This window comes from Pseudomonas sp. TE31087, assembly GCF_057284075.1.
In genome coordinates this window covers 4,557,011-4,582,778 of the sequence record NZ_JBXVNN010000001.1, presented here as the reverse complement: position 1 = coordinate 4,582,778, position 25,768 = coordinate 4,557,011, and the positions used below count along the sequence as shown (strand labels likewise).

20 protein-coding genes are annotated in these 25,768 nt (G+C 64.8%); 6 read left to right on the top strand and 14 right to left on the bottom strand.

What is annotated here, in order from left to right; genetic code table 11:
* Positions 1-116 precede the first annotated feature (116 nt).
* A complete protein-coding gene (locus ACZ899_RS20610; RefSeq protein ID WP_232854991.1) occupies positions 117-1,283 on the top strand; it encodes an AAA family ATPase in 1,167 nt (388 codons plus the stop codon).
* An 88-nt stretch (positions 1,284-1,371) separates the two neighbouring features.
* Here the strand turns inward: ACZ899_RS20610 and ACZ899_RS20605 are convergent, their stop codons facing one another.
* From ACZ899_RS20605 to ACZ899_RS20575, 7 genes are all read right to left on the bottom strand, one after another.
* On the bottom strand, positions 1,372-2,265 hold the full coding sequence (locus ACZ899_RS20605) for an ABC transporter permease subunit (protein WP_203649594.1): 894 nt from the start codon (positions 2,263-2,265) through the stop codon (positions 1,372-1,374).
* Positions 2,262-3,182 (bottom strand): ABC transporter permease subunit, encoded by a 921-nt coding sequence (locus tag ACZ899_RS20600; RefSeq protein WP_203649591.1) that lies wholly within the window; start codon positions 3,180-3,182, stop codon positions 2,262-2,264. Before ACZ899_RS20600 ends, ACZ899_RS20605 begins: the two co-directional genes overlap by 4 nt.
* Positions 3,179-4,321 carry an ABC transporter ATP-binding protein gene (locus ACZ899_RS20595; protein WP_234560608.1) on the bottom strand — a complete coding sequence of 381 codons (1,143 nt, stop codon included), beginning with the start codon at positions 4,319-4,321 and terminating at the stop codon, positions 3,179-3,181. Before ACZ899_RS20595 ends, ACZ899_RS20600 begins: the two co-directional genes overlap by 4 nt.
* Before the next feature lie 57 nt (positions 4,322-4,378).
* Positions 4,379-5,473 (bottom strand): polyamine ABC transporter substrate-binding protein, encoded by a 1,095-nt coding sequence (locus ACZ899_RS20590; RefSeq protein ID WP_234560607.1) that lies wholly within the window; start codon positions 5,471-5,473, stop codon positions 4,379-4,381.
* Positions 5,474-5,634: 161 nt separating this feature from the next.
* Entirely contained in the window at positions 5,635-6,732 is a 1,098-nt protein-coding gene (locus tag ACZ899_RS20585; protein WP_203649587.1) for a polyamine ABC transporter substrate-binding protein, read from the bottom strand.
* A 169-nt stretch (positions 6,733-6,901) separates the two neighbouring features.
* Positions 6,902-8,263, bottom strand: coding sequence for an aspartate aminotransferase family protein (locus tag ACZ899_RS20580; RefSeq protein WP_234560606.1), 1,362 nt, complete (start codon positions 8,261-8,263; stop codon positions 6,902-6,904).
* Between the two features lie 48 nt (positions 8,264-8,311).
* Positions 8,312-9,670, bottom strand: coding sequence for a glutamine synthetase family protein (locus ACZ899_RS20575; protein WP_028688542.1), 1,359 nt, complete (start codon positions 9,668-9,670; stop codon positions 8,312-8,314).
* Positions 9,671-10,337: 667 nt separating this feature from the next.
* Here ACZ899_RS20575 and ACZ899_RS20570 point away from each other — a divergent pair.
* Positions 10,338-11,714, top strand: coding sequence for a glutamine synthetase family protein (locus tag ACZ899_RS20570; protein WP_110734219.1), 1,377 nt, complete (start codon positions 10,338-10,340; stop codon positions 11,712-11,714).
* A gap of 203 nt (positions 11,715-11,917) precedes the next feature.
* Here the strand turns inward: ACZ899_RS20570 and argA are convergent, their stop codons facing one another.
* Both argA and argE read right to left on the bottom strand, forming a co-directional pair.
* Positions 11,918-13,216 carry an amino-acid N-acetyltransferase gene (gene argA / locus ACZ899_RS20565; protein ID WP_110734217.1) on the bottom strand — a complete coding sequence of 433 codons (1,299 nt, stop codon included), beginning with the start codon at positions 13,214-13,216 and terminating at the stop codon, positions 11,918-11,920.
* Positions 13,217-13,325: 109 nt separating this feature from the next.
* Positions 13,326-14,471, bottom strand: a complete 1,146-nt coding sequence (argE, locus tag ACZ899_RS20560) for an acetylornithine deacetylase (RefSeq protein WP_232854988.1) — start codon at positions 14,469-14,471, stop codon at positions 13,326-13,328.
* Positions 14,472-14,708: 237 nt separating this feature from the next.
* Here argE and ACZ899_RS20555 point away from each other — a divergent pair, with 237 nt between their 5' ends.
* A complete protein-coding gene (locus ACZ899_RS20555; protein ID WP_234560605.1) occupies positions 14,709-16,088 on the top strand; it encodes a CYTH domain-containing protein in 1,380 nt (459 codons plus the stop codon).
* A 57-nt stretch (positions 16,089-16,145) separates the two neighbouring features.
* Here ACZ899_RS20555 and ACZ899_RS20550 read toward each other — a convergent pair whose 3' ends face one another.
* Positions 16,146-16,616: an Lrp/AsnC family transcriptional regulator gene (locus ACZ899_RS20550; protein WP_050707492.1), complete on the bottom strand. Its 471-nt coding sequence runs from the start codon at positions 16,614-16,616 to the stop codon at positions 16,146-16,148.
* Positions 16,617-16,742: 126 nt separating this feature from the next.
* On the opposite strand from ACZ899_RS20550, the gene ACZ899_RS20545 reads away from it, so the two are divergent.
* The 3 genes from ACZ899_RS20545 to ACZ899_RS20535 all read left to right on the top strand — a co-directional run bounded on the left by ACZ899_RS20545 (position 16,743) and on the right by ACZ899_RS20535 (position 19,246).
* A complete protein-coding gene (locus ACZ899_RS20545; RefSeq protein ID WP_203649577.1) occupies positions 16,743-17,057 on the top strand; it encodes a hypothetical protein in 315 nt (104 codons plus the stop codon).
* Positions 17,058-17,156: 99 nt separating this feature from the next.
* Positions 17,157-18,839 carry a GspE/PulE family protein gene (locus ACZ899_RS20540; protein ID WP_234560604.1) on the top strand — a complete coding sequence of 561 codons (1,683 nt, stop codon included), beginning with the start codon at positions 17,157-17,159 and terminating at the stop codon, positions 18,837-18,839.
* Between the two features lie 92 nt (positions 18,840-18,931).
* Positions 18,932-19,246 (top strand): DUF2388 domain-containing protein, encoded by a 315-nt coding sequence (locus ACZ899_RS20535; RefSeq protein WP_028688550.1) that lies wholly within the window; start codon positions 18,932-18,934, stop codon positions 19,244-19,246.
* Positions 19,247-19,403: 157 nt separating this feature from the next.
* Here ACZ899_RS20535 and gcvP read toward each other — a convergent pair whose 3' ends face one another.
* The 4 genes from gcvP to ACZ899_RS20515 form a co-directional block, all read right to left on the bottom strand.
* Positions 19,404-22,277, bottom strand: a complete 2,874-nt coding sequence (gene gcvP, locus ACZ899_RS20530) for an aminomethyl-transferring glycine dehydrogenase (protein ID WP_234560603.1) — start codon at positions 22,275-22,277, stop codon at positions 19,404-19,406.
* A 173-nt stretch (positions 22,278-22,450) separates the two neighbouring features.
* On the bottom strand, positions 22,451-22,834 hold the full coding sequence (gcvH, locus tag ACZ899_RS20525) for a glycine cleavage system protein GcvH (RefSeq protein WP_234560602.1): 384 nt from the start codon (positions 22,832-22,834) through the stop codon (positions 22,451-22,453).
* 49 nt (positions 22,835-22,883) lie between these two features.
* Entirely contained in the window at positions 22,884-23,966 is a 1,083-nt protein-coding gene (gene gcvT, locus ACZ899_RS20520) for a glycine cleavage system aminomethyltransferase GcvT (protein ID WP_234560601.1), read from the bottom strand.
* A gap of 124 nt (positions 23,967-24,090) precedes the next feature.
* Positions 24,091-25,713, bottom strand: coding sequence for an ABC transporter permease (locus ACZ899_RS20515; protein ID WP_232854982.1), 1,623 nt, complete (start codon positions 25,711-25,713; stop codon positions 24,091-24,093).
* Between the last annotated feature and the right edge of the window lie 55 nt (positions 25,714-25,768).

Sequence of the window (25,768 nt, the reverse complement as noted above, 5' to 3'; positions counted from 1 at the left end):
GTGAGAGGGATGCGTTTGAAGCGTAGATCAGGGATGGACAAACGACACCGATGTCGGCTCAACAAAGCACAGCGCTATCGGCGATACTGCCAGCCAGACGCTCAAGGACACCGCCGATGCTGACCACCCTGGCCATTGCCAACTACCGCTCGATCAACCAGCTGGTGATGCCGCTGGGGCGGCTCAACGTGATCACCGGTGCCAACGGCAGCGGCAAGTCCAACCTGTACAAAGCCTTGCGCCTGCTGGCCGAGACCGCCCGCGGCGGTGTGGTCAATGCGCTGGCTGCCGAGGGCGGGCTGGAGTCGACCTTCTGGGCCGGCCCCGAGAAGCTCACCCGGCGCATGCTCAACGGCGAGGTGCCAGTGGAGGGCGGGCCACGCCAGCAGGCCAGGCGCCTGAAGATGGGCTTTGCCAGCGAAGACTTCGGCTACGCGATCAGCCTCGGCCTGCCCGAACCCAGCCGGTCGCAGTTCGCCCTGGACCCGCAGATCAAGCAGGAGACGATCTGGGCCGGCCCCCTGTGCCGCCCCTCCAGCCAGCTGGTGCAACGCAACGCAGGGATGGTCAAGGCCCGTGACGGTCGCCAATGGCAGGTGCTGCACCAGCACATGACCGAATTCGACAGCCTGTTCGACCAGGTCGGCAGTCTCCAGGGCTCCCCCGAGGTGCCGCATCTGCGCGAGCAGATCCGCAGCTGGCGCTTCTACGACCATTTCCGTACCGATGCCGAAGCCCCAGCCCGGCAATCGCGACTGGGAACGCGCACGCCGGTGCTGCATCACGACGGCCGCGACCTCGCCGCCGCGCTGCAGACCATCGACGAGATCGGTGACCTGCAGGCCCTGCAGGACGCGGTGGGCGACGCCTTTCCCGGCGCCCGGCTCGCGGTCGACGCCCAGCCTGGCGGCCTGTTCGGCCTGCGTTTCCACCAGGCCGGGCTGCTGCGGCCGCTGAGCGCTGCGGAGTTGTCCGACGGGACCTTGCGCTACCTGTTGCTGGTGGCTGCCCTGCTCACGCCGCGCCCGCCGAGCATGATGGTGCTCAACGAGCCGGAAACCAGCCTGCACCCGGACCTGTTGCCAGCACTGGCGCGCCTGATCCGCCGAGCGGCGCAGCAATGTCAGGTGTGGGTGGTATCGCACGCGCCCCGGCTGGTGGCGGCGCTGGAGGAGGACGAGGGCTGCAACTCGATCCACTTGGAGAAAACGCTGGGACAAACCGGGATCGTCGGGCAGGGCATGCTCGATGAACCGGCCTGGTACTGGCCGGACCAAGGCTGAAAAGATCGCGGGGCAAGTCGCATCGGCGCACCGCCGCTCCCACGCCGGTCATTGGCGTGGGAGCGGGCTTGCCCCGCGATGGGTTGGCTCAGGCCTGCGCTGCGGCCTGGGCCGGACGGCGGGTCTGCGGCTGCGAGACGTTAGCCGCGGCGCCTTCTTCGATAGCCTGCTGGATCGCACGGCGGCGGCGCTCTTCGGCCTGGCGGCTGAAGTACCAGACCAGGAAGGTCACCAGCGACACCGACAACAGGATCAGGCTGGCCACGGCGTTGATCTCCGGCTTCACGCCCAGGCGCACGGCCGAGAACACTTCCATCGGCAGGGTGGTCGAGCCCGGGCCGGAGACGAAGCTGGCCAGCACCAGGTCATCAAGCGACAGGGCGAACGACATCATGCCACCCGCCGCCAGCGATGGCGCGATCATCGGGATGGTGATCAGGAAGAACACCTTCCACGGCTTGGCGCCCAGGTCCATGGCCGCCTCCTCGATGGACAGGTCCAGCTCGCGCAGGCGCGCCGACACCACCACCGCCACATAGGCGGCGCAGAACGTGGTGTGGGCGATCCAGATGGTGACGATGCCCCGTTCCTGCGGCCAGCCGATCATCTGTGCCATGGCCACGAACAGCAGCAGCAGCGACAGACCGGTGATCACCTCGGGCATCACCAGCGGCGCGGTGACCAGGCCACCGAACAGGGTGCGGCCCTTGAAGCGGGTGACCCGGGTCAGCACGAAAGCCGCCAGGGTACCCAGCGCCACGGCGGCGACCGCCGTATAGCAGGCGATCTCCAACGAGCGCATCACCGACCCCATCAGCTGGGTATTGTCGAGCAGGCCGACGTACCACTTCACCGACCAGCCGCCCCACACCGTCACCAGCTTCGAGGCGTTGAACGAGTAGATCACCAGGATCAGCATCGGCAGGTAGATGAACAGCAAGCCGAGCACCAGCATCAGCTTGGAGAAACTGAAGCGTTTCATGCGCGGCCCTCCATCTCTTTGGCCTGGCTACGGTTGAACAGCAGGATCGGCACGATCAGGATCGCCAGCATCACCACCGCCAGGGCGGACGCCACCGGCCAGTCGCGGTTGTTGAAGAACTCCTGCCACAGCACTTTACCGATCATCAGGGTTTCCGGGCCGCCCAGCAGTTCAGGGATGACGAACTCGCCCACCACCGGGATGAACACCAGCATGCAGCCGGCGATGATGCCGTTCTTCGACAGCGGCACGGTGATCTTCCAGAAGCTGTTGAAGGTGCTCGAACCCAGGTCCGATGCGGCTTCGAGAAGGCTCTCGTCGTGCTTCACCAGGTTGGCGTACAGCGGCAGGATCATGAACGGCAGGTACGAATAGACCACGCCGATATACACCGCCAGGTTGGTGTTGAGGATCTGCAGCGGCTGGTCGATCAGGCCCAGCCACAGCAGGAAGCTGTTGAGCAGCCCGTTGTTGCTGAGGATGCCCATCCAGGCATAGACGCGGATCAGGATCGCGGTCCAGGTCGGCATCATGATCAGCAGCAGCAGGACGGTCTGCGACTCCTTCCTGGCCTTGGAGATGGCGTAGGCCATCGGGTAGCCAATCAGCAGGCACAGCAAAGTGCTGAAGAAGGCCACCTTCAAAGAGCCGAGGTAAGCCGCGATGTACAGCTCGTCCTCGGTCAGCAGGCCGTAGTTGGCCAGGTTCAGCACCAGCTGCACCTTGCCTTCGAGATAGGTATAGATCTCGGTGTACGGCGGAATCGCCACGTCAGCTTCGGCGAAGCTGATCTTCAGGACGATGAAGAACGGCAGCATGAAGAACAGGAACAGCCAGATGAACGGCACACCGATCACCAGGTGCCGCCCCTCGGGAACAAGGCGCTGGAAGGCTCGCTTGAGCTTGCGAAGTTTCATGACCGCAGTACCACGCCGCTGTCGTCTTCCCACCACACGTAGACTTCGTCATCCCAGGTCGGGCGGTTGCCCTGGCGCTCGGCGTTGGCAACGAACGACTGGACGATCTTGCCGCCGGGCAGCTCGACGTAGAACACCGAGTGACCGCCGAGGTAGGCGATGTCGTGGACCTTGCCGCGCGACCAGTTGTGTTCGCAGGTCGGCTGCTCGGTGGTGACCAGCAGCTTCTCCGGACGCAGGGCGTAGGTGATGTGCTTGTCCTCGACCGAGGTGGTGACGCCATGGCCGACGTAGATCTTGCGCTCCAGCTCCGGGCTGGCGATGACCGCATGGCCTTCGGCGTCGTCGACCACTTCGCCTTCGAACAGGTTGACGTTGCCGATGAACTCGCAGACCAGGCGGCTGGTCGGGGTTTCATAGATATCGATCGGGCTGCCAATCTGGGCGATCCAGCCCAGGTGCATGATGGCGATGCGCTGGGCCATGGTCATGGCCTCTTCCTGGTCGTGGGTCACCATCACGCAGGTCACGCCCACGCGCTCGATGATCTCCACCAGTTCCAGCTGCATCTGCGAGCGCAGCTTCTTGTCCAGCGCGCCCATGGGCTCGTCGAGCAGCAGCAATTTCGGACGCTTGGCCAGCGAACGGGCCAGGGCCACGCGCTGGCGCTGGCCACCGGACAGCTGGTGCGGCTTGCGCTTGGCGTACTGGGTCATGTGCACCAGCTTGAGCATCTCGGCCACGCGGGCGTCGATCTCGGCCTTGGGCATCTTGTCCTGCTGCAGGCCGAAGGCGATGTTCTGCGCCACGGTCATGTGCGGGAACAGCGCGTAGGACTGGAACATCATGTTGATCGGCCGCTCGTAGGGCGGCATGTCGGTGATGTCGACGCCATCGAGGAAGATCCGCCCTTCGGTCGGACGCTCGAAGCCGGCCAGCATGCGCAGCAAGGTCGATTTGCCGGACCCGGAGCCACCCAGCAGGGCGAAGATCTCACCCTTGCGGATTTCCAGGGACACATCGTCCACGGCTACCGTTTCGTCGAATTTTTTCGTGACCCGGTCGATCTTGACCAGCACCTGCTTGGGTTGCTGGCCACCCTCGAGGGCTTTCTTATAGGCACCGGAGGCAACTGCCATGAGTGAAACTCCCAACAAGATTTATGTGCCCGCCGCTGCGCTGGCGGGCCTGGATTGTTACTTGCCCGACTTGACCTTGGTCCAGCTGCGGGTCATCAAACGTTGCACCTTGGGTGGCAACTCGGCGTTGACGAACATCTTGTCCAGCACTTCCTGCGGTGGGTAAACCGCGGCGTCAGTCCTCACGGCCTGGTCCATCAGGTCGCCAGCCTTGGGGTTCGGGTTGGCGTAACCGACGTAATCACTGACCTGGGCGATCACCTCAGGTTTCAGCAAATAGTTGATGAAGGCGTGGGCCTCCTTGACGTTGCGGGCGTCCTTGGGAATCGCCAGCACATCGAACCAGAGGTTGCCGCCTTCCTTGGGAATGGCGTAGGCCAGTTTCACGCCCTTTTTCGCCTCTTCGGCGCGGGCTTTGGCCTGGAACACGTCGCCGGAGAAACCGGCGGCCACGCAGATATCGCCGTTGGCGAGATCGGAGATGTACTTCGAGGAGTGGAAGTAGGTCACGTACGGGCGCACGGCCAGCAGTTTCTCTTCCGCCTTCTGGTAGTCCTTGGGGTTGCTGCTGTTCGGGTCCAGGCCCATGTAGTTGAGCACCGCCGGAAGCATCTCGTCGGCCGAGTCGAGGAAGGCCACGCCGCATTTGCTGAGCTTCTTCATGTTCTCGGGCTCGAACAGCACCGCCCAGGAGTCGATCTTGTCGGTGCCCAGTACCGCCTTGACCTTCTCGACGTTGTAGCCGATGCCATTGGTGCCCCACAGGTAGGGGACGGCGTACAGGTTGCCCGGATCGTTCTTTTCCAGGCGCTTCATCAGCGCCGGGTCGAGGTTCGCGTAGTTGGGCAGCAGGTTGCGGTCGAGCTTCTGGAACGCGCCCGCCTTGATCTGCTTGCCGAGGAAATGGTTGGACGGCACGACCACGTCATAGCCGGTACGTCCGGCCAGCAGCTTGCCTTCCAGCGTCTCGTTGCTGTCGAAGACGTCGTATTTCGGGGTGATGCCGGTTTCCTTCTGGAACTCGGCGAGGGTATTCGGGCCGACGTAGTCGGACCAGTTGTAGATGTGCACCGTGGGCGCCGCTTGGACGCTGCAAGCCAGCGTCAGACCCGCTCCAGCCATCAAGGCCTTGCGAAAAACAGAAATAGACAAGTGGGTAGTCCTCACAGTCAGTGCCTCAAGTGGCGGAAAAACTCGGCCGCACACGCAAAACCGGCGCGCAACTTACCTTCACGGCGTGGATGCCGCAAACTTATTTGCCGTTACCTGCCTCTGGGCCGGGAACCCCCGGCCCAGAGGGCCTTGCATCGGGCTTACTTGCCCGACTTGATCTTGGTCCAGCTGCGGGTGATATCACGCTGGGCAGCCTTTTCCGGCGCCTTGATGGCGTACAGCTGCGCCTTCACTTCCTCGGACGGATAGATGGCCGGGTCGCTGGTGATGTCCTTGTCGACGAACTCGGTGGCCGCCTTGTTGCCGTTCGGGAAACGCACGGCGTTGGTAATACCGGCCATCACTTTCGGCTGCAGCAGGTATTCCATGAACTTGTAGGCAGCGTCGACGTTCTCGGCGTCTTTCGGAATGGCGACCATGTCATAGAAGGTGCCGGCACCCTCCTTCGGAATGACATAGTTCAGCTTGACCTTGTCGCCAGCCTCGTGGGCACGGGCCTTGGACTGCTCCAGGTCACCCGAGTAACCGACCGCCACGCAGATGTTGCCGTTGGCCAGGTCCGAGATGTACTTGGAGGAGTGGAAGTAGGTGATCGACGGACGAATCTTCAGGAACAGATCTTCTGCCGCTTTCAGGTCTTCTTTCTTGGTGCTGTCGCTCGGCTTGCCCAGGTAGTGCAGCGCGGCCGGGATCATCTCGGTCGGTGCATCGAGGAAGCTCACGCCACAGCTTTTGAGTTTTTCGATGTTCTCGGGCTTGAACACGACATCCCACGAGTCGATCTTGTCCACGCCCAGTGCGGCCTTGACCTTCTCCGGGTTGTAACCGATGCCGATGGAACCCCACATGTAGGGAAAGGCAAACTTGTTGCCCGGGTCGCTGGCATCGCCAACAGCCTTGAGCAAGGCCGGGTCGAGGTTCTTCCAGCTAGGCAGCTTGGAGCGGTCAAGCTCCTGGTATACGCCGGCCTTGATCTGCTTGGCCAGGAAGTTGTTGGACGGCACGACGATGTCGTAGCCCGACTTGCCCGCCAGCAGCTTGGCTTCGAGGGTCTCGTTGCTGTCGAAGACGTCGTAGACGACCTTGATGCCGGTCTCTTTCTCGAAGTTGGCCACGGTGTCCGGGGCGATGTAGTCCGACCAGTTGTAAACGTGCAGCACCTTGTCGTCAGCCTGAACAGCGGTGGCCATGGCACCCATCAGGGCGGCGGCCAGCAACGTCTTGCCCAATTTCTTCATGCGTAATGCTCCAGAATTTATTATCAAGCCATCTGTTCAGCAGCCAGGTACCACGGGACGCGCGTTGGGCGACTAAACAGCCGTTAGTCTGGCAAGTTACAAGGCGCTGTTTCAACAGAAGCAGGGCCTTGCAACGACATTAATGTCACCTCGCCAGCCTAGCAGACTGTCATTTCACCGCTTCGTAGGTCAGATCCAGGCACTTGCGCGCCTTTTCCACCAGTTCGTCGATCTCTTCGCGACTGATCACCAGCGGCGGCGCGATGATCATGGTGTCGCCCACCGCGCGCATCACCAGGCCGTTCTCGAAGCAGTGGGTGCGGCAGATCATGCCGACGCCCTTGCCCTCGTAGCGGCTGCGGGTGGCCTTGTCCTTGACCAGCTCGATCGCGCCGAGCAGGCCCAGGCCGCGTACCTCGCCCACCAGCGGGTGGTCCTGCAGCTCACGCAGTCGTTTTTGCAAATACGGTGCCGTTTCGGTGCGGGCACACTCGACAATCTTCTCGTCACGCAGGATGCGCAGGTTTTCCAGGCCCACCGCCGCCGCCACCGGGTGGCCGGAGTAGGTGAAGCCGTGGTTGAAATCGCCGCCTTCGCTGATCACCTTGGCCACTTTGTCACGCACGATCACACCGCCCATGGGGATGTAACCGGAAGTCAGGCCCTTGGCGATGGTCATCAGGTCGGGCGCAAGGTCGTAGTAGTCGGAGCCGAACCACTCGCCGGTGCGACCAAAACCGCAGATCACTTCGTCGGCGACGAACAGGATGTCGTACTTGGCGAGGATCTCCTTGACCTTCGGCCAGTAGGTGTCCGGCGGAATGATCACCCCACCCGCGCCCTGAATCGGCTCGGCGATGAACGCGGCGACGTTGTCCTCGCCGACTTCGAGAATTTTCTTCTCCAGCTGTTCGGCCGCCCACACGCCGAACTCGTCCGGGGTCATGTCGCCACCCTCGCCGAACCAGTACGGCTGCGGGATATGCACGATGCCCGGGATCGGTAGGCCGCCCTGCTCGTGCATGCCGCTCATGCCGCCCAGGCACGCACCTGCGAAGGTGGAGCCGTGGTAGCCGTTGATGCGGCCGATGATGGTCTGCTTGTGCGGTTTACCCTTGAGCGCCCAGTAGTGGCGAACCATGCGCAGCACGGTGTCGTTGCCCTCGGAACCGGAGCCGGTGAAGAACACATGGGTCATGCCCTCGGGCGCCACGTCGGTGATCGCCTTGGCCAGCTCCAGCGCCGGCGGGTGGGCGGTCTGGAAGAACAGGTTGTAGTACGGCAGTTCGCGCATCTGCTTTTCTGCCGCCTGCACCAGCTCTTCGCGGCCATAGCCGACCGCCACGCACCACAGGCCAGCCATGCCGTCGAGGATCTTGTGCCCCTCGCTGTCCCACAAATGCACGCCCTGCGCCTTGGTAATGATGCGCGGCCCCTTCTCCTTCAGCTGCTTGTAGTCACTGAAGGGTGCAAGGTGGTGCTCGCCGCTCAGGGTTTGCCATTCACGGGTTTGCGGGTTGTTGACGCTCATGTGCCTCTCCATTTTCCGGTGGCCGCCCGCAGGCGGCCTCAGGGTTGATCACACAGCAAACAGCAGGAACTCACGCTCCCAGGAGCTGATGACGCGCTTGAAGTTCTCATGCTCGGCGCGCTTGGTGGCGACGTAGCCGGTGATGAATTTCTTGCCCAGGTACTGCACCAGCGCGCGGCTGTTCTCCATGCGCTCCAGGGCGTCCTCGATGGTCAGCGGCAGGCGCAGGTTGCGCCGCTCGTAGCCACGGCCCTGCACCGGCGCGCTGGCCTCGATGCCCTCGACCATGCCGATGTAGCCACACAGCAGGCTGGCGGCGATGGCCAGGTAGGGGTTGGCGTCGGCGCCCGGCAGGCGGTTCTCGACCCGGCGGTTCTGCGGGCCGGCATCCGGCACGCGCAGGCCGACGGTACGGTTCTCTTCGCCCCACTCGACGTTCACCGGCGCCGAGGTGTCCGGCAGGAAGCGGCGGAACGAGTTGACGTTGGGGGCGAACAGCGGCAGCGCCTCGGGGATGAACTTCTGCAGGCCGCCGATATGGTGCAGGAACAGCTCGCTCATGCTGCCGTCGGCGTTGGAAAAGATGTTCTTGCCGGTGGCCACGTCGACCACGCTCTGGTGCAGGTGCATCGCGCTGCCCGGCTCGCCGGTCATGGGCTTGGCCATGAAGGTGGCGGCCACGTTGTGCTTGAGCGCGGCCTCGCGCATGGTGCGCTTGAACACCAGGATCTGGTCGGCCAGGTGCAGGGCATCACCGTGACGGAAGTTGATTTCCATCTGCGCGGTGCCGTCTTCGTGGATCAGCGTGTCGAGGTCCAGCTGCTGCAGTTCGCACCAGTCGTAGACATCTTCGAACAGCGGGTCGAATTCGTTGGCCGCCTCGATGGAGAACGACTGTCGGCCAGTTTCCGGGCGGCCGGAACGCCCCACCGGCGGCTGCAGCGGAAAGTCCGGGTCTTCGCTACGCTTGGTGAGGTAGAACTCCATCTCGGGCGCGACGATCGGCTGCCAGCCCTTGTCGGCGTAGAGTTTCAGGACCTTCTTCAATACGTTGCGCGGCGACAGTTCGACCGGGTTGCCCTTTTTGTCGTAGGTGTCGTGGATCACCTGGGCGGTCGGCTCGATGGCCCATGGTACGAGAAACACCGCGTTCTCGTCGGGGCGGCAGATCATGTCGATGTCGGCCGGGTCGAGCAGTTCATAATAGATGTCATCGTCGACATAGTCGCCGGTCACGGTCTGCAGCAGCACGCTCTCGGGCAGGCGCATGCCTTTCTCGGCGATGAATTTGTTGGTGGGCGAGATCTTGCCGCGGGTGATGCCGGTCAGGTCGCTGATCAGGCATTCCACTTCGGTGATCTTGTGCTCTTTCAACCAATCGGTGAGCTGGTCGAGGTTGTGACTCATAAATACCTCAGGAGGTAATGTGGCGCGGTTGCAGGCAACCGGCGGCCACTGACGCCAGGCGTCGGGCAAAGTCGGCGCGCAGGGCGCCGAGGGGCCTGGAAAGGCCCGCGCCTTGATTCTGGATGCTGTGCATGGCTAAAGCAAAACCCCACGCGCGGGACCACAGCGGATACACACCGCGAGCGCGTGTCCGAGCAGAAAGCGAAGGGCAGAAGGAAAGGAGGTGTAGCGGTAAAGCGTTACGAGGTATGGATTTTTTACGCGAACCGTCAATTATTGCGGCCAGCGCGGCGCCCTTTCGATGCAGGCGTGCGATGACCGGACGGCAACCGGGAGATGTACCTGAACGCACCGTGCATGCGGCGCTGACAGGTCTCGGCAAGCGGACCATGTGACCCTCGTATTATTGTGTTCTGGGTTGTGACCGAGCTTATCCTCGTTCATTTTTTTACACAACCTCTCCGTAAAAAATAAAACACGCCCCGCTCGGGATAACCCTTCAGGGCGAAAATAGCGGATAATGGCACGCCCCGATATGCAGCAAATCTGCCGTAGATGTGCCATTTAAGGGCATCATGGGCTTGGCTTGACTTCACCTGGTCTTTCCGATTGACTGGGGTTGCAAGCCCCCCTTGATTGATATTTTTAACAACAAAGGTGTTGCATCATGTCGGTACCCCCGCGTGCCGTTCAGCTTAACGAAGCGAACGCGTTCCTTAAGGAACATCCTGAGGTTCTCTACGTTGACCTTCTGATTGCAGATATGAATGGTGTGGTGCGCGGCAAGCGCATAGAGCGCACCAGCCTCCACAAGGTTTACGAGAAAGGCATCAACCTGCCTGCCTCCCTCTTCGCCCTGGATATCAACGGTTCGACCGTCGAAAGCACCGGCCTTGGCCTGGACATCGGCGACGCCGACCGCATCTGCTACCCCATCCCCGGCACCCTCTCCAACGAACCCTGGCAGAAGCGCCCGACCGCGCAGCTGCTGATGACCATGCACGAAATCGAAGGCGAGCCGTTCTTCGCCGACCCGCGTGAAGTGCTGCGCCAGGTGGTGAGCAAGTTCACCGACATGGGCCTGACCATCTGCGCCGCGTTCGAGCTGGAGTTCTACCTGATCGACCAGGAGAACGTGAACGGCCGTCCACAGCCGCCGCGCTCGCCGATCTCGGGCAAGCGCCCGCAGTCGACCCAGGTGTACCTGATCGACGACCTCGACGAATACGCCGACTGCCTGCAGGACATCCTCGAAGGCGCGAAAGAACAAGGCATCCCGGCCGACGCCATCGTCAAGGAAAGCGCCCCGGCGCAGTTCGAAGTCAACCTGCACCACGTCGCCGACCCGCTCAAGGCCTGTGACTACGCAGTACTGCTCAAGCGCCTGATCAAGAACATCGCCTACGACCATGAAATGGACACCACCTTCATGGCCAAGCCCTACCCGGGCCAGGCAGGCAACGGCCTGCATGTACACATTTCCGTGCTGGACAAGGATGGCAACAACATCTTCACCAGCGAGGATCCCGAGCAGAACGCCGCGCTACGTCACGCTGTCGGCGGTGTGCTCGAGACCCTGCCCGCTTCGATGGCGTTCCTCTGCCCGAACGTCAACTCGTACCGCCGTTTCGGTGCGCAGTTCTACGTGCCCAACGCACCGAGCTGGGGCCTGGACAACCGTACCGTGGCCCTGCGCGTGCCGACCGGCTCGCCTGATGCCGTGCGCATCGAGCACCGGGTGGCCGGCGCCGACGCCAACCCGTACCTGATGATGGCGGCCGTGCTGGCCGGCGTGCACCATGGTCTGACCAACAAGATCGAACCGGGCGAGCCGATCGAAGGCAACTCGTACGAGCAGCTGGAGCAGAGCCTGCCGAACAACCTGCGTGATGCCCTGCGCGAGCTGGACGACAGCGAGATCCTCAACAAGTACATCGATCCGAAGTACATCGACATCTTCGTCGCGTGCAAGGAGAGCGAGCTGGAGGAGTTCGAGCATTCGATCTCCGACCTCGAGTACAACTGGTACCTGCACACCGTGTAAACGAAAACGCCGCCCACAAGGGCGGCGTTTTTCTTTGGCCTTCCGGCAACTCCGCGCTCCCCTGTAGGAGCGGCCTTGCGTCGCGAAAGGGGTGCGAAGCGCCCCCAGATCTGCGCATCAAGCTGAAATTGCTGGGGCCGCTACGCGGCCCTTTCGCGACACAAGGCCGCTCCCACAGGGACCGCGCAAGCCGACAAACAGGCTTACAACGGCTTCTCGAAGATCTTCGAATTACGCTGGTAGTTGTACAGCGACGCCCGCGCCGCCGGCAGCCGCTCCACACCACTGGGTGCAAAGCCGCGCTCACGGAACCAGTGCGCAGTCCGGGTCGTCAACACGAACAGGGTATTGAGCCCCAGCTTGCGCGCCCGCTCCTCGATGCGCTCGAGCAACTCGTCGCCACGCCCGCCATGCCGGTACTCCGGGTTCACCGCCAGGCACGCCAGCTCCCCGGCCTCGGAGTCGGCAATCGGGTACAGCGCCGCGCAGGCGATGATCATGCCCTCGCGCTCGACCACGCTGAACTGCTCGATCTCCCGCTCCAGCACCTCGCGCGAACGGCGCACCAGAATGCCCTGCTCTTCCAGCGGGCTGATCAGCTCCAGCAGGCCGCCGACATCCTCGATGGTCGCCTCGCGCACCACCTCGAACTGCTCCTGGGACACCAGCGTGCCGCCACCGCCACGGGTGAACAGCTCGGTCAGCAGCGCGCCGTCCTCGGCATAGCTGACGATATGGCTGCGCGCCACGCCGCCCTTGCAGGCCTCGGCGGCGGCATCCAGCAGCTCGGCCTGGTAGTCGCTGCCCAGGCGCTGCAGGTGCGGCGCAATGTGTTGTGGCCGCAGCTCGCGCACCAGCTGGCCATGGGCGTCCAGCAGGCCCGGTTCGGCGCCGAACAGCAGCAGCTTGTCGGCACCCAGCTCGATGGCGGCGCGGGTGGCCACGTCCTCGCAGGCGAGGTTGAAGATCTCGCCGGTCGGCGAATAGCCCAGCGGCGACAGCAGCACGATGGAGCGCTCGTCGAGCAGGCGGTTGATGCCCTTGCGGTCGACCCGGCGCACCTCGCCGGTGTGGTGGTAGTCGACCCCTTCGAGCACGCCGATCGGCCGTGCCGTGACCAGGTTGCCGGAGGCCACCCGCAGGCGCGAGCCCTGCATCGGCGAGGCCGCCATGTCCATCGACAGGCGCGCCTCGATGGCCAGGCGCAGGGCGCCGACTGCATCGATCACGCAGTCGAGCGTCGCCGCGTCGGTAATGCGCATGCCGTGATGGTAGTGCGGGGTCAGGCCGCGCGCGGCCAGGCGACTTTCGATCTGCGGGCGCGAACCATGGACCAGCACCAGGCGCACGCCGAGGCTGTGCAGCAGCACCAGGTCGTGGACGATGTTGCCGAAGTTCGGGTGTTCGACGCCGTCACCGGGGAGCATGACCACGAAGGTGCAGTCGCGGTGGGCGTTGATGTAGGGAGACGCATGACGCAGCCAGTTGACGTAATCGGGCATGACAGGGCCTGTGGATAAGTGAACGGAGAACGAAAAGGCGCACAACGTTCGAAAGTCATCGTCGGAACAGGCTTGCGGTCACGCGCGGTCTCCTCTGGTCAGGGAAAGATCAATGGCTCAGGCAATAGTGCCGGATCAGGTCACGCAATAGACGCACGGTAGGCTCGATTCGTGACATTTCAAGGTATTCGCCGGGCTGGTGGGCACAGGCGATGTCACCCGGACCGAGCACGATGGTCTGGCAACCGAGCTGCTGAAGATAAGGCGCTTCGGTGCCAAAGGCCACCGCTTCGGCGCGGTGGCCGGTCAGACGCTCGGCCACCCGCACCAGTTCGCTGTCGGCGTTCTGCTCGAACGGCGGCACTTCGGGGAACAGCGGCGCATAGTCGATACGCACTTCATGGCGCTCGGCCAATGGCGCGAGCTTGCCGCGGATCGCCGCGCGCAGCTGCTCGACATCCATGCCCGGCAGCGGGCGCAGGTCGAACTCCAGGGCGCACTGGCCACAGATGCGGTTGGGGTTGTCGCCACCGTGGATGCAGCCGAAGTTCAGGGTCGGCGTCGGCACCGTGAACTGCGGGTTGCGGTACTGCTCCTGCCAGGTGCGACGCAGGCCCATCAGCTCGCCCATCACCGCGTGCATGGCTTCCATGGCACTGCGGCCCAGGCTCGGATCCGACGAATGGCCACTGCGGCCAAGGATATCGATGCGGTCCATGAGGATGCCCTTGTGCATCCTGATCGGCTTGAGCCCGGTGGGTTCGCCGATCACCGCCGCCCGGCCGAGCGGCTGGCCGGCCTCGGCCAGGGCGCGGGCGCCGGACATCGAGCTTTCCTCGTCGCAGGTGGCGAGGATCAGCAGCGGTTGCGTGAAGTCGTGTTCGAGCAGCGGGATCACCGCGTCGATGACCAGGGCGAAGAAGCCTTTCATGTCGCAGCTACCCAGCCCGACCCAACGGCCATCGACCTCGGTCAGCTTGAGTGGATCGCTGCTCCACAGCTGCGGGTCAAAGGGCACGGTATCGCTGTGCCCGGCCAGCACCAGGCCGCCCGGGCCGGTGCCGCGGCTGGCCAGGAGGTTGAACTTGCCGGGGCTGACCTGCTGGATCTCGCAGGTGAAGCCCAGGTCATCCAGCCAGCCGGCCAGCAGGTCGATGACCGCGCGGTTGGACTGGTCCAGCGCGGGTTGAGTGCAACTGACCGAGGGCGCGGCGATCAGGGCGGCGAACTGGTCTTTCAGCGACGGCAACGGCATGCGCGGACTCCTTGGAAGCATGGCCCATCATAGCAACGCGAAAGCCTCGCGGGGCAAGCCTGCAAACCCCAAGAGGAGGCCTTCGTGGGAGCGGGCTTGCCCCGCGATGGCGCAAGCCTGCACACCCTCGCATTCGGATCTGGCAGCATCGCCGGACAAGCCCGCTCCCACGAACAAGGAATCAGGCCGTAACTGCGGTAGACTGCACGCCTACGACGCCCCCTTCCCGAGCCCGCGATGCACAAAGAAACCGAACTCAAACTCCGCGCCAGCCGCGAGACCCTTGCCGCGCTGCGCGAGCACCCCCTGCTGAAGAAGCGCAACAAGTCCGGCTGGCAGACCCGCGAACTGCTCAACCAGTACTTCGACACCCCGGAGCGCGACCTGTCCGCCGCCCGTGTTGCCCTGCGCCTGCGTCGCGATGGCGAGGTCATCATCCAGACCCTCAAGTGCCGTGGCCAGAGCGTCGCCGGGCTGTCCGAGCGCAACGAGCACGAGTGGCACCTGGACAAGGCCAAGCTCGACCTGAAGAAGCTCGACGCCGCCTGCTGGCCCGAGCAACTGGCCGAGCTGGACAAGAAGACCATCAAGCCGCTGTTCACCACCGACTTCACCCGCGAGTACGCCGAGATCTCCTGGGGCCGCGGCAAGGCGAAGGTGGTGATCGAGGCTGCGCTGGACCAGGGTTTCGTCATCGCCGGCAAGCGCAAGGAAGAGATCTGCGAGCTGGAGCTGGAGCTGCGTGAAGGGGCCCCGGAAGCGCTGCTGGAGCTGGCCGCCGAGCTGTCCGCCAGCCTGGCCCTGATGCCCTGCGACATCAGCAAGGCCGAGCGCGGCTACCGCCTGCTCGATCCGGACAGCTACGAGCTGGGCCTGCCGGTGACCGAACTGCAGGCCGAGATGCCGCTGGACGACGCCTACGCCGCCCTCGCCTGGCAACTGCTGGGCAGCAGCCAGCGCCTGGCCGAGCAGTATCGCCACAATGGCCACTGGCGCCTGCTGCAGGACTGGGTTCGCTGCCTGGCCGAACTGCGCGCCCTCACTGCCAGCCTCGGCCAGGCCGCGCCGCGCCCGACCACCCGCGCCCTGCGCGCCAGCCTCGACGCGCTGCTGGAAGACTGGCGCCCGCTGGTGCTGGCCGGCAACGATGACGAGGACATTCGCCGCGCCGCCCCCGAGCAGTTCGCCGAAGAGCTGGAAGACCCGCGCTGGGGCCAGTTCTCCCTGGAGACCGCGCGCTGGCTGACTGCCCGCGCCTGGACCGCCGAGCGCAAGGGCCGTGGCGAGCGCCAGGGCAACGCGCAGCTGGCCAGCTGGCTGCAGCACCTGCTGGGCGAGGAGTCCCGCGCCCTGAAGCTGCCGCTGTACGTGCAGCGCCCGGAAGACCTGGCCGAGCAGCTGCCGCGCATCGAATGCGTGCAGGCGTGGCTGCACCACGCCCGCCAGGTGCTGGACCTGCCGCAGCAGGACCGTCTCTACGGCGAGCTGAACAAACTGCACGAGCTGGCCGAGCTGCCGCTGGTCGAAGAAGGCAAGGAAGAACTGCTCGAAGACCGCATCGAGCAGGCCCGCGCCATCGAGCAGAACCGCGCCTGGAAGCATCTGCTCAAGGCCTGAGTCCGCGCCGCCCGCTCCTGCACTGCGTGGGAGCGGGCTTGTTCCACGATCGACGCTTCAGGGTCTCAACGGCAAGCTGGTGGTCGACTTGATCTCCGACAAGGCCACGATCGAGTTCACCTCCTGGATACCCGGCACGTTGGACAACTTTTCGAAGAAGAACCGCTCATATGCCTCGATATCCGAGGTGACGATGCGCAGCAGGAAGTCCACCGCCCCCATCAGCACGTAGCATTCCAGCACTTCGGGAAAACCGCGGATGGCCTCGGTGAACTCGGCGAAGTTCGAACGCCCGTGGGCGTTGAGCTTCACTTCGGCAAAGATCTGCGTGTTCAGCCCTACCTTCTTGCGATCCAGCAGGGTCACCTGCCCGCGGATCACGCCCTCCTCCTTCAAGCGCTGGATGCGCCGCCAGCACGGCGACTGCGACAGGCCCACACGCTCGGCGATCTGCGCGCTGGACAGTGACGCGTCCTCCTGCAGCAATTCGAGGATCCGCCGATCATAGGCATCCAGCTCGCCATGCATTATCAATTCTCCAAAATTTAACTTTGCGAATTGAATTATTCGCAAACAATACAAAACACTCAAATCATAGCGAAAAAATACCACCGCCAACGTGCAAGAATTTCTCCACTTTCGCGGAGAAACGCCATGCACGCAGCCGAACACCCCAGGATCGATGCCTGGGCCGCCAACACCGCCCACAGCACCGTCCACTACCGCCTGCAGGCCGAGGCGGAACCGGACAGCCTGTGCCGGGTGCTCAACCTGTTCGCCCTGCAGTTCCTCACGCCGCACAGCGTGCAGGTCAGCCAGTGCGATGACCTGCTGGACATGGAAATCGGCATCGGCGGCCTGAGCTGGCACCGCGCCGAAGTCATCGCGCAGAAGCTGCGCAACCTGGTCTGCGTGGCCGATGTCAGCCTGGAGTGCCGGCCACGCCTGGCGCAGGCCGCCTCGGCCTGATCGCGCTCCGGCAAGATTCCGAAACCCTTTATTCACCCGACCGCCGCGCCCTCTGGCTAGCCTTGCCAGCGTCATGGATCACCTGGCAGGGATATCGCCATGTTCGCCAACGCTAGCCAAGACCTGGACCTGAACCGCCTGCTCGACGCCTTGCTCGCCGAACAGCGGATCGCCGCCTGCGACGCGCTCAAGGCGCTCGAACGGGCCAGGCAGCACCCTGACAAGCATCCCCTGGAGCTGATTGCCGAGCTGGCCCTGGCAGACCCGTTGCACCCTGGCCAGCACCTGAGCCTCGACGCGCTCTGTCACTGGCTGGCGGGTCTGGTGGGCCAACCGTTCCTGCACATCGACCCGCTGCGGGTCGACCTGACACAGATCGCCAACCTGATGTCCGCGGCCTTCGCCGAACGCCACGGCATTCTCGCCGTGGCAGTGGACGACAGCAGCGTCACCGTGGCCAGCGCCCAACCCTATCGACGTGACTGGGAAGCCGACCTGAGCCAAGCCCTGGGCAAGCGCGTGCAACGGGTGCTGGCCAGTCCACGGCAGATCCGCCAGCTGACGCCCACCTTCTTCGGCCTGGCGCATTCGCTGCGCGGTGCCGGACAGCCCCCTACACCCGGGCTCGGCGAGCTCGAGCAACTGCTGGAGCTCGGCGCTAGCCAAGCGCAGGCGGACGCCGACGATCAGCATGTGGTGCGCATCGTCGACTGGATACTGCAATACGCCATCGAACAGCGCGCCAGCGATATCCACCTGGAGCCGCGCCGTGAACTGGGTCACCTGCGCCTGCGCATCGATGGCCTGCTGTACCCCGTCTATGCCTTCCCCGCCGGCGTCGCCCTGGCCATGATCAGCCGCCTCAAGCACCTGAGCCGGATGAACGTGGCGGAGAAACGCCGGCCACAGGACGGCCGCCTGAAAAGCCGCCTGGCGGATGGCGCGCAGATCGAACTGCGCCTGTCCACGCTGCCCACGCCATTCGGCGAAAAGCTGGTGCTGCGCCTGTTCGATCCGCAGCTACGCCACGAAACCCTCGAACACCTTGGCCTGGAGGCGCCCTTGCTCACCCAGTGGAAAGCCCTGCTGCAGCGACGCCAGGGTATCCTGCTGGTGACCGGACCCACCGGCTCGGGCAAGACCAGTACCCTGTACGCCAGCCTGCGCCACCTGGCCACGCCCCAGGTCAACCTGTGCAGCATCGAAGACCCCATCGAGCGACTGGAGCCTGCGATCAACCAGCTGCAGGTGCAACCAGGCCTGGGCCTGGGCTTCGCCGATGGCGTGCGCGCCCTGCTGCGGCAGGACCCGGACATCATCATGATCGGCGAGATCCGCGATCAGGAAACCGCCCAGGTGGCAGTACAAGCGGCCCTGACCGGCCACCTGGTGCTGTCCACCCTGCACACCGACGATGCCTGCGCGGCGATCACCCGCCTGCAGGAGCTGAAGGTGGCCGACTACCTGATCAGGGCCACGTTGCTCGGGGTCATGGCCCAGCGGCTGGTGCGCACCCTGTGTCCGTCCTGCCAAGGCATGGAGCACACTGATCGCCCGGCCTGCCAGACCTGCAGGGGCAGCGGCTTTCATGGCCGCACCGGGCTGTTCGAGCTGCTCCGGGTCGGCAGCGCGCTGCGCCAGCGCATTACCCCGGGCGCCGATCTGGAGGCGCTGCGCCAGCAGGCGGCCGCCGATGGCCTGCACGACCTGCGCCGCTGCGGGCGCCGGCTGGCCGAGCAACGGCTGACCTCCCTGGAGGAAGTGCTGCGGGTCTGTGGATAAGTAAGAAATCCCCTGTGTGGTCGGGAACTTGGCAGCGGAAAACCGGATCAAACCGGCATTCCGACAGCCCTCATCGACCGAGGTGATTCATCATGCGTTTCAAAACAGCCATCGCAGCCACCGTCCTCTGCTCGCTGCCCCTTGGCTCCGCCATGGCCGACACGTTCTGGCGCAACATCATCTCCTCCGGTGCCACCACTGCCTCGACCTACCTGACCTTCAAGGATCACAAGCTGATCGTCGCCGCCCAGGACGACGCCGGCAGCTTTGTCGCCAGCGAAGGCGCCATCCGCGGGCCGTTCCTGGAAGCCGCGATCCGCCAGGTGCGCGCGGACAACCCGGGCGTCCAGGCCAGCGACATGGAACTGGCCAACGCGATCCTGGCCAAGAATGCCGTGGCCGAGTAATCATTCAAAACAAACGCTCCCTTCTGTAGGAGCGGCCTTGTGCCGCGAAAGGGCCGAAAGCGGCTCCGGCGATATCAGCTTGGTCCACGAATCGCCGGGGGTGCTTCGCACCCCTTTTCGCGGCACAAGGCCGCTCCTACAGGGGGTGGTTCCTCCTTCAGCGATACGCCTCCACCGGCACGCACGCACAGAACAGATTCCTGTCCCCATACACGTTGTCGACTCGGTTCACCGCCGGCCAGTATTTATGCTGGCGCGCGTGAGCGCTGGGGGCGATGCCCTGCTCGATGCTGTATGGCCGGTTCCACGGCGCCAGCACGTCGGCCAGGGTGTGCGGCGCATGCTTGAGCGGATTGTCCTCGGCCGGCCAGTTGCCCTCCTGCACCTCGGCGATTTCCGCCCTGATCGCCAGCATCGCCTCGACGAAACGGTCCAGTTCGGCCTTCGACTCGCTCTCGGTGGGCTCGACCATCAGCGTGCCCGGCACCGGGAACGACATGGTCGGCGCATGGAAGCCGTAGTCCATCAGGCGCTTGGCCACATCCTCCTCGGTGATGCCGGTCAGCGCCTTGAGCGGCCGCAGGTCGAAGATGCACTCATGGGCCACCCGTTGGTTGCGCCCACGGTAGAGCACCGGGAAGGCATCGCGCAGCTGGCTGGCCAGGTAGTTGGCGGACAGGATCGCCACCTCGCTGGCGTCGGCCAGTTGCGGCCCCATCATGGCGATGTACATCCAGCTGATCGGCAGGATGCTGGCACTGCCCCAGGGCGCCGCGCTCACCGCGCTGTTGGTCGGCTCCAAGCCCGGCACCGGCACCACCGGGTGGCTGGCGACGAACGGCTTGAGGTGGGCGCGGATGCCGATCGGGCCCATGCCCGGACCGCCACCGCCATGGGGAATGCAGAAGGTCTTGTGCAGGTTCATGTGCGAGACATCGGCACCGATGTCCGCCGGTCGCGCCAGCCCCACCTGGGCATTGAGGTTGGCGCCGTCCATGTACACCTGCCCACCGTACTGGTGCACCACTTCGCAGATCTCGCGGATCCCCTCCTCGTACACGCCATGGGTGGAGGGGTAGGTCACCATGAGGCATGACAGCCGCTCGCCGGCGGCGTGGGCCTTGGCCTTGAGATCGTCGAGATCGACGTTGCCGTCTACGTCGCACTCGACGATCACCACTTCCATGCCGGCCATCTGCGCCGATGCCGGGTTGGTGCCATGGGCCGAGGACGGGATCAGGCACAAGGTGCGCCCGGGCTGGTGACGGCTGCGGTGGTAACGGGTGATCGCCATGAGCCCGGCGTATTCGCCCTGGGCACCGGAGTTGGGCTGCATGCAGATGGCGTCGAAGCCGGTGATCGCGCACAACCAACTTTCCAGCTCGTCGATCATCGCCTTGTAGCCTTGCACCTGGGCGGCCGGGGCAAAGGGATGCGGATGGGCGAACTCCGGCCAGGTGATGGGGATCATCTCGCTGCTGGCATTGAGCTTCATGGTGCACGAGCCCAGCGGAATCATCGACTGGTTCAGTGCCAGGTCCTTGTTCTCCAGCTGCTTGAGGTAGCGCAGCATCTCGGTTTCGCTGTGGTGCAGGTTGAACACCGGGTGCCCGAGGATCGGCGTACGGCGCACCAGCGCACCGGGGATACCTTCGGGCAGCGCCTGCTGGTCGAGCGTGGCGATGTCCAGGCCGTGGTCGACGCCGAGGAAGATATCCAGCAGCTTGAGCACCGTGGCTTCGTTACAGGTTTCGTCCAGGCTCACCCCCAGGTGCCCGCGCCCGAGGATGCGCAGGTTGATGCGGGCAGCCTCGGCGCTCTCGATGATCGCCGCCTGGGTGCCGCCGACGTCCAGGGTCAGGGTGTCGAAGAAGTGCTGGTTGAGGCGCTTGATGCCCTTGGCTTCAAGGCCGGCAGCGAGGATGAAGGTCAGCCGGTGTACCCGCTGGGCGATGCGCTGCAGGCCTTCGGGGCCGTGGTAGACGGCGTAGAATCCGGCGATATTGGCCAACAGCACCTGGGCCGTGCAGATATTGGAGTTGGCCTTCTCCCGGCGGATGTGTTGCTCGCGGGTCTGCAGGGCCATGCGCAGCGCGGTGTTGCCGCGGGCATCGCGGGACACGCCGATGATGCGCCCGGGCATGGCCCGCTTGTAGTCGTCGCGGCAGGCGAAATAGGCCGCGTGTGGCCCGCCGTAGCCCATGGGCACGCCAAAGCGCTGGGTCGAGCCGAGCACCACGTCGGCCCCCAGCTCGCCCGGCGGCGTCAGCACCACCAGGCTGAGAATGTCGGCGGCGACGCAGGCCAGGGCCTGCTGGGCGTGCAGTTGCTCGACCAGCGGACGCAGGTCGCGCACCTCACCGTGGGTGTCCGGGTACTGCAGCAACGCCCCGAACACCTTGTGCTTGGCCAGGTTATCCACAGAATCGATGATCAGCTCGAAGCCGAAGCCCTCGGCGCGGGTCTTGAGCACCGACAGGGTCTGCGGGTGGCAGTGCTCGTCGGCGAAAAAGGCATTGCTCTTGCTGCGTGCCACACGTTTGGCCATGGCCATGGCCTCGGCGGCGGCGGTGGCCTCGTCGAGCAACGAGGCATTGGCCAGGGCCAGGCCGGTGAGGTCGATGACCATCTGCTGGTAGTTCAGCAGCGCCTCCAGCCGCCCTTGGGCGATTTCCGGCTGATAGGGCGTGTAGGCGGTGTACCAGCCGGGATTCTCCAGCACGTTGCGCAGGATGACCGTAGGGGTGATGGTCGCGTGGTAGCCCATGCCGATCAGGCTGGTCCACAGCTGGTTCTGCGCGGCATGGCTCGCCAGCCTGGCCAGCGCGGCCTGCTCATCGAGGGCTGGCGGCAGGTCCAGCGGGCGGTTGAAGCGGATGCCCGGCGGTACCGTCTGCTCGATCAGTTCGCTGCGGCTGGCGACGCCGAGAGCGTCGAGCATGGCCTGCTGCTCCTGGGCATCGGGCCCCAGGTGGCGACGCAGGAAAGGGTTGGGCTCTTGCAGTTGATGCAGGGATGGCGACTGGGACATGGCGACGATCTCTTCCTGGACCAGTTCTCATGGGAGACTTACAAGTCTAGGAAGGATTGCCGAATGTGCGGGGATTATTGCATTGGCCGTGCAGGCCTTATCGCGGGGCAAGCCCGCTCCCACGCATGGAACACATCGTCATGGCGTCGTGGGAGCGGGCTTGCCCGCGATCATTACTCGCCGATGGCAGCCTTGTAACCAGCGGCATCCAGCAGCTTGTCCAGCTCGGACTTGTCGCTCGGCTTCAGCTTGAAGATCCACGATTCGTAGGGCTCTTCGTTGAGCAGTTCCGGGCTGTCGGCCAGCGCATCGTTGACCGCGATCACCTCGCCACCCACCGGCGCGTAGATGTCCGAAGCTGCCTTGACCGACTCGACCACGCCAGCGGCGTCGCCAGCGGTGAACACCTTGCCGACTTCGGCCAGCTCGACGAACACCACGTCACCCAGGGCGGCCTGGGCGTGGTCGCTGATGCCCACGGTCACGGTGCCATCGGCTTCCAGGCGGGCCCATTCATGGCTTTCGGCATAACGCAGGTCGGCGGGGATTTGGCTCATTGTCTTGTATTCCTCGTTAGGGTCAGCGGTCGGCCCGCCATTTGGATAATCAGATCAGGATCTTGCCATGGCGCACGAAGGTCGGCTTGACCACCCGCACCGGGTACCACTTGCCGCGGATCTCCACTTCGGCGCGGTCGCCGGTGGCCATGGGCACGCGGGCCAGGGCAATGGATTTGCTCAGCGTAGGCGAGAAACTACCACTGGTGATCTCTCCTTCGCCAATCCCGGATACACGGACCACCTGGTGGGCACGCAGTACCCCACGCTCCTCGAGCACCAGGCCGACCAGTTTTTCCTTCACGCCCTGCTCGATTTCCGCCAGCAGGCCGGCTCGGCCGATGAACTCGCGGCCCGCCGGCTCCCAGGCGACGCTCCAGCCCAGGTTGGAGGTCAGCGGGGTGTGGGCTTCGTCGATGTCCTGGCCGTACAGGTTCATGCCGGCTTCCAGGCGCAGGGTGTCGCGCGCGCCCAGGCCGCTCGGGGCGATGCCGGCGCCGACCAGGTCGTTGAAGAACGCCGGGGCCTGCGCGCCGGGAAGGATGATCTCCAGGCCGTCCTCGCCGGTATAACCGGTGCGGGCGATGAACCAGTCACCGTCGGCGAGGCCTTCGAAAGGGCGCAGTTCGCGGATCAGTGCGGCACGCGAGGCGCTGAGCAGGGCGGCGACCTTTTCCCGGGCGTGAGGGCCCTGGATGGCGAGGATGGCCAGTTCGGGGCGGACCTTGAAGCTGACCTTGAAACCTTCGCTGCGCGCCTGCAGCCAGGCCACTACCTTGTCGCGGGTGGCGGCGTTGGCCACCAGGCGGTAGCCGTCCTCGGTGCGGTAGGCGATGAGGTCGTCGATCACTCCGCCATCGGCGTTGAGCAGGGGGCTGTAGAGGGCCTTGCCGGGGCTTTCCAGACGCGTCACGTCATTGGCCAGCAGGTGTTGCAGCCAGGGTGTGGCGGCGCAACCGTCGATATCGATGACGGTCATGTGGGAGACATCGAAGACCCCGCAGTCACTGCGCACCTGGTGGTGCTCCTCGACTTGCGAGCCGTAATGCAGGGGCATGTCCCATCCGCCGAAATCGACCGTCTTGGCGCCGAGCGCCAGGTGCAGGTCATACAGAGGCGTACGCTGTCCCATGGGTTTCTCCTTCCGGGCGTGGCGAGGCGGCGGCGGTCGGCGATGTTCAATCATCACCTGTTCTTGTAGGACCCGTCGCTGCGAATGCCGCGCATTGTAGCCGCAAGGAGGCTGCGTGGCACCCTCAGCGCGGGTGGCCCGGACGATGGGCCGAGCGACGGATCAGGCCGATCACCGGCAGCAGGCCGACCAGCACCAGGGTCAGGGCCGGCAGCGAGGCCCGTGCCCATTCGCCCTCGCTGGTCATCTCGAACACCCGCACGGCCAGGGTGTCCCAGCCGAACGGGCGCATCAGCAGGGTCGCCGGCATCTCTTTCAACACGTCGACGAACACCAGCAGGGCGGCGCTGAGCGCACCGGGCACCAGCAACGGCAGATACACCTTGAAAAACAATCCCGGCCCGGCGACCCCGAGGCTGCGCGACGCCTCCGGCAACGACGGACGGATCCGCTCCAGGCTGCTTTCCAACGGGCCATAGGCCACGGCGATGAAGCGCACCAGGTAGGCCAGCAGCAGGGCCGACAGGCTGCCCAGCAGCAACGGCTTGCCCGCCCCGCCCAACCATTGCGACAGCGGCACCACCAGTTGGTTGTCCAGGTAGCTGAACGCCAGCATGATCGATACAGCCAGCACCGAGCCCGGCAAGGCATAGCCGAGGTTGGCCAGGCCGACCCCGGCGCGGATGGCCGTGGTCGGCGCCTGGCGCCGGGCGAAGGCCATCAGCATGGCCACACTGACCGTGATCAGCGCCGCCATGGCGCCCAGGTACAAAGTGTGCAGGACCAACCCGACATACCGCTCATCCAGATCGTGTCGGCCGCGCTGCCAGAACCACGCCAGCAACTGCAGCATCGGAATGACGAAGGCGCAGGCGAACACCAGCAGGCACCAGCCGCTGGCGGCCAATGCCTTGATCCCCCGCAGGTGGTACAGCGCCTGGCCTCGCGGCCGCTCATTGCCGCTGCGGCTGGCACCACGGGCGCGGCGCTCGCCATACAGCACCAGCATCACCGCCAGCAGCAGCAGGCTGGCCAGCTGCGCCGCGCTGGACAGGCTGAAGAAGCCGTACCAGGTCTTGTAGATGGCCGTGGTGAAGGTGTCGAAGTTGAACACCGCCACCGCGCCGAAATCGGCCAGGGTCTCCATCAGCGCCAGGGCGATGCCGGCGCCGATGGCCGGGCGCGCCATGGGCAAGGCCACCCGCCAGAACGCCTGCAGCGGCGACAGCCCGAGTACCCGCGCCGCCTCCATCAGGCCCTTGCCCTGGGCCATGAACGCGGTGCGCGCCAGCAGGTAGACATAGGGATAGAACACCAGCACCAGCACCGTGATCACGCCACCCGTGGAGCGCACCCGCGGCAGGCGCATGGGCCCGAACACCTCGCGCAGGGCCGTCTGCACCGGGCCTGCGAAGTCGAGCAGGCCGACGAAGACGAACGCCAGGACATAGGCCGGAATCGCGAACGGCAGCATCAGCGCCCAGTCCAGCCAGCGCCGACCGGGGAATTCGCAGAGGCTGGTGAGCCAGGCCAGGCTCACCCCCAGCACGGTCACGCCGAGGCCCACCCCCAGCACCAGGGTCAGGGTGTTGCCCAGCAGGCGGCCCATCTGGGTGTCGAGCAGGTGCGACCAGATCTGCATGTCGACCGATTGCCAGGACAGCAGCAGGACGCTCAGCGGGAGCAGGACCAGGGCGGCGGTCAGGGAGACCGGCAGGTACCAGCGGCGTTGGGGGGTGTGGGGCAATGCAGGAGTCTCGGTTGCAGGTGGCGACCGCTACGCGGTCGTTCGCGGCTAAAGC

What these genes read in the sequence shown, in the direction of transcription:
- ACZ899_RS20610 (WP_232854991.1), top strand. Translation starts at nt 117, where the DNA reads ATGCTGACCACCCTGGCCATTGCCAACTACCGCTCGATCAACCAGCTG.
- ACZ899_RS20605 (WP_203649594.1), bottom strand. Translation starts at nt 2,265, where the DNA reads ATGAAACGCTTCAGTTTCTCCAAGCTGATGCTGGTGCTCGGCTTGCTG.
- ACZ899_RS20600 (WP_203649591.1), bottom strand. Translation starts at nt 3,182, where the DNA reads ATGAAACTTCGCAAGCTCAAGCGAGCCTTCCAGCGCCTTGTTCCCGAG.
- ACZ899_RS20595 (WP_234560608.1), bottom strand. Translation starts at nt 4,321, where the DNA reads ATGGCAGTTGCCTCCGGTGCCTATAAGAAAGCCCTCGAGGGTGGCCAG.
- ACZ899_RS20585 (WP_203649587.1), bottom strand. Translation starts at nt 6,732, where the DNA reads ATGAAGAAATTGGGCAAGACGTTGCTGGCCGCCGCCCTGATGGGTGCC.
- ACZ899_RS20580 (WP_234560606.1), bottom strand. Translation starts at nt 8,263, where the DNA reads ATGAGCGTCAACAACCCGCAAACCCGTGAATGGCAAACCCTGAGCGGC.
- ACZ899_RS20575 (WP_028688542.1), bottom strand. Translation starts at nt 9,670, where the DNA reads ATGAGTCACAACCTCGACCAGCTCACCGATTGGTTGAAAGAGCACAAG.
- ACZ899_RS20570 (WP_110734219.1), top strand. Translation starts at nt 10,338, where the DNA reads ATGTCGGTACCCCCGCGTGCCGTTCAGCTTAACGAAGCGAACGCGTTC.
- argA (WP_110734217.1), bottom strand. Translation starts at nt 13,216, where the DNA reads ATGCCCGATTACGTCAACTGGCTGCGTCATGCGTCTCCCTACATCAAC.
- argE (WP_232854988.1), bottom strand. Translation starts at nt 14,471, where the DNA reads ATGCCGTTGCCGTCGCTGAAAGACCAGTTCGCCGCCCTGATCGCCGCG.
- ACZ899_RS20555 (WP_234560605.1), top strand. Translation starts at nt 14,709, where the DNA reads ATGCACAAAGAAACCGAACTCAAACTCCGCGCCAGCCGCGAGACCCTT.
- ACZ899_RS20550 (WP_050707492.1), bottom strand. Translation starts at nt 16,616, where the DNA reads ATGCATGGCGAGCTGGATGCCTATGATCGGCGGATCCTCGAATTGCTG.
- ACZ899_RS20545 (WP_203649577.1), top strand. Translation starts at nt 16,743, where the DNA reads ATGCACGCAGCCGAACACCCCAGGATCGATGCCTGGGCCGCCAACACC.
- ACZ899_RS20540 (WP_234560604.1), top strand. Translation starts at nt 17,157, where the DNA reads ATGTTCGCCAACGCTAGCCAAGACCTGGACCTGAACCGCCTGCTCGAC.
- ACZ899_RS20535 (WP_028688550.1), top strand. Translation starts at nt 18,932, where the DNA reads ATGCGTTTCAAAACAGCCATCGCAGCCACCGTCCTCTGCTCGCTGCCC.
- gcvP (WP_234560603.1), bottom strand. Translation starts at nt 22,277, where the DNA reads ATGTCCCAGTCGCCATCCCTGCATCAACTGCAAGAGCCCAACCCTTTC.
- gcvH (WP_234560602.1), bottom strand. Translation starts at nt 22,834, where the DNA reads ATGAGCCAAATCCCCGCCGACCTGCGTTATGCCGAAAGCCATGAATGG.
- gcvT (WP_234560601.1), bottom strand. Translation starts at nt 23,966, where the DNA reads ATGGGACAGCGTACGCCTCTGTATGACCTGCACCTGGCGCTCGGCGCC.